The sequence below is a fragment of the Flavobacterium sp. UBA5153 genome (assembly GCA_002413745.1).
Classification (GTDB): Bacteria; Bacteroidota; Bacteroidia; order Flavobacteriales; family Flavobacteriaceae; genus Flavobacterium.
This window is the reverse complement of record DHXP01000036.1, coordinates 1-2,731: the sequence shown is the minus strand read 5'-3', so window position 1 is coordinate 2,731 and position 2,731 is coordinate 1. Positions and strand designations below refer to the sequence as shown.

2 protein-coding genes are annotated in these 2,731 nt (G+C 34.9%); both read left to right on the top strand.

The window, feature by feature from the left end:
• The coding region (locus B2145_RS17765) for a BREX protein BrxB domain-containing protein (RefSeq protein WP_291100507.1) at positions 1 to 186 on the top strand (186 nt) is incomplete at its 5' end.
• Positions 187 to 188: 2 nt separating this feature from the next.
• Positions 189 to 2,731 (top strand): BREX system P-loop protein BrxC (brxC, locus tag B2145_RS17760; RefSeq protein WP_291100504.1); only part of this gene is annotated, 2,543 nt, incomplete at its 3' end.

The window sequence follows — 2,731 nt, the reverse complement described above, 5'->3', positions numbered from 1 at the left end:
ATAGGAATGGTTTTCCCATACATACGTTCACACAATATTCTAAACAATCTTCAAAATATTGCAAAAGAAGCACCTACGGTTGCATTTTTCCCTGGAGAGTACGATGGTCATACTTTAAATCTTTTTGGTTTATTAAAAGACGACAATTATTACAGAGCATTTAATATTGATAAAATAAAACCATAATCATGATAATTAAAGATTTTTTTCTAAAAAATATCAATCGAAATATAGAAACGGTTATCAAAGCGGATGATCGTGACCATATCGCTGACGAGGTTGCAGAATACGTAATCACTCGTGAAATAGCCAAAAAAATCACGGATTTTTTCTCTGCATACAACAACTATGGCGGTGCAAATGGAGTTTGGATTTCTGGATTTTTCGGTTCCGGTAAATCCCATCTACTAAAAATTTTATCTTACGTTTTAGAAAACAAAGAATTCGATGGGTACAAAAGCGGCGAACTCTTCGCTGAAAAAATAGAAGATAATGAAATGCTCAAAGGAGACGTTCAAAGGGCAACTCGAATTCCTTCCGAATCTATTCTTTTCAACATTGACCAACAGGCTCAAATAACCAGTAAGGCGGATGAAAATGCCATTTTATCAGTGTTCTATAAAGTATTTTATGACCATTTGGGTTATTATGGTTTTCAACCACACATAGCCGAATTTGAAATGTGGTTAGACAAACAAGGTAGTTATGTAGAATTCAAAACAATATTCCAAAATAAAAATGGACAGTCTTGGGAGATTGCTAGAAACGATTACTTCGACCCATTAGTTATGGAAGTAGTTTCAGAAGTATTGGGTGAAATAAATAATACGGATGCTTCTAAGTATGAAACTATTTTAGATGATATTGAAGACAGACACAAGCAATCTATCGAGGATTTTTGTCTTCGCGTTTCTGAATACATCAAAACGAAACCTTCGGGTTTCAGACTAAACTTCTTTGTTGATGAGGTGGGGCAATACATCAGTGACAACACTAAATTAATGTTGAACCTTCAAACTATTGCTGAAACTTTAGCGACCAAAACAAAAGGGAGTTCATGGATTTTAGTAACCTCTCAGGAGGATATGGAAAAAGTGGTTGGGGATATGAATAAAAGCCAACAAAATGACTTTTCTCGAATTCAGGCAAGATTCAAAACCAAAGTACCACTTACCTCCGCTAATGTAGATGAGGTAATAGAAAAAAGGTTATTAAAAAAGAATGAGGACGCTCAAAAACATTTGGTAGCAACTTTCAAAAAAGAAAGTGCACATTTAGATACTTTATTGAGCTTTTCTGATGCTGGTGTACAATTCAAAGGCTACAAGAACGATACCGATTTTGCTAACAAAATGCCTTTTGTTTCCTACCAATTCGACTTATTTCAAGAATGTCGAAGAGCACTCTCTACACACAATGCTTTTCAGGGTAAGCATGCTTCAGTGGGTGAAAGATCTATGCTTGGCGTGTTCCAGCAAGTAATACAAAAAATCGAAAATAAAGAAGATAATGCTTTAGTGAGTTTTGATTTAATGTTTGACGGTATCCGCAATGAGCTAAGAGGTGAAATTCAAAGTCCCATTACGCTGGCTGAAAAACAATTAGACAATCGCTTTGCTTTCAAGGTGTTAAAAGCATTATTTCTTGTGAAGTATTTCGTCAATTTCAAGACTACAAAACGCAACATTTCAGTCTTGATGATTGACGATGTAAACATTGATTTAAAAAAACATGAGGCAGCCATTGATGAAGCACTAAATGTTTTGGAACTTCAAAGTTATGTGCAACGTAACGGCGATATCTATGAGTTTTTAACCGATGATGAAAAAGATGTAGAACAAGAAATCAAAGCTACAGATATTGATGATCAAGCAGTACCTCAGCTCTTAAAAGAACTTTTCTTCGATGATATCATTCGAGACAATAAAATAAAATTCCTTGATAACAAACAGGATTATGAATTCACTAGTAAAATTGATGGAAACATTCTTGGCAGAGAAAAGGAACTAGAAATAGAAATCATCACGGAAAATTTTCATGACTATGATAATCTGGCTTTTATACAATCTCAAACTATGGGAACTGCCGGAATGAAAATGATACTTCCCTCTGATGCGTTATTCATGAAGGATTTGAAAATGTATTTGAGAACCAACAAATATGTCAAACAAAATCAATCGACTTCAAACCGCCCGGAAGTAAAAAGAATTCTTCAGGAAAGAGCTATTATAAATGCTGAGAGAAGACATAATCTATTGTTATTGGCCAACAAAGCTTTGGCCGCTTCAACCGTAATATTGAATGGTAGAAAATTAGAAACTTCGACGACAACTGACGGAAAAACATTGGTGATAAATGCTTTTCAAGATTTAATAAAATCGGTATACTCTAACTTAAGAATGTTGGGGGCTATTCAATATAGCGAAGACACTTTCAAGCACACTATTCTTAGTAAACAAGATGATTTGTTCGGTACGGATGACCAAACAATCTCAGAAGCGGAAACCGAAATATTAATTTTGATTAACCGTAGAAAAAACCAATCTGACAGGACTTCATTGAATGACCTTAAAACACATTTCGCCAAGCGTCCCTACGGTTGGTATCAAAATGCGGTTTGGACAATGGTTGCCAAGTTATACAAGCGTGGTAAAATTGAAATCAAAAAAGATTCTAATGTACTTGAAGATAGTGAGGTACTGAATGCCCTTTTAAACGCTGCTAACTTTGG